1 protein-coding gene is annotated in these 524 nt (G+C 53.2%); it reads right to left on the bottom strand.

Going from position 1 to position 524, the window contains the following annotated elements; translation table 11 throughout:
- A partial coding sequence (locus E0698_RS27790) for a condensation domain-containing protein (protein ID WP_238354183.1) occupies positions 1-524 on the bottom strand: 524 nt, incomplete at both ends.

Raw genomic sequence — 524 nt, 5'->3', positions numbered from 1 at the left:
GTGTTAATGAAAAGTCCCAACATCTGTTCCACACCTTCAAGCTCCGGTGGTCGACCGGAAACAACGGTGCCGAAGACAACGTCTTCACTTTGGTTGTATCCTCCAAGCACCACTCCCCATGCAGCCAGAAATAGACTGCTCAGGGTCGTTCCGTTGCGTTCAGCCACCGTACGCAATTGACAGGTGGTTTCATCCGTGAGTGCTATTTTATGCTCATGCAGCAAGTACCCGGTGTCTGCCTGGAGCGGATGGGCTACAGGCAGAGTTGGCAGCACGGCTGGCTGATCATAGCCGTTCAGGATGGACCGCCAGTATTCCTTCGCCGTCTCCTTATCCTGCTTGTCCAGCCAGCGGGCATAGCCAGTATAGGGCTGCGGTGTTGGCAATTGTACGGGTTTCCCCGCTTTCAGCGCTTCATAAGCCGCGAACAGCTCGTCCATGACGATGCCAAGGCACCAGCCATCCATAATGATATGATGAAAGCTTAAAAGTAGCGTATATGCGTTCGTTTGGGTTTGAAGCAC

Source organism: Paenibacillus sp. 23TSA30-6 (genome assembly GCF_014858585.1).
Lineage (GTDB): Bacteria > Bacillota > Bacilli > Paenibacillales > Paenibacillaceae > Paenibacillus.
Note: the sequence above shows the minus strand (reverse complement) of the source record. Positions and strands in the feature narration are given on the sequence as shown.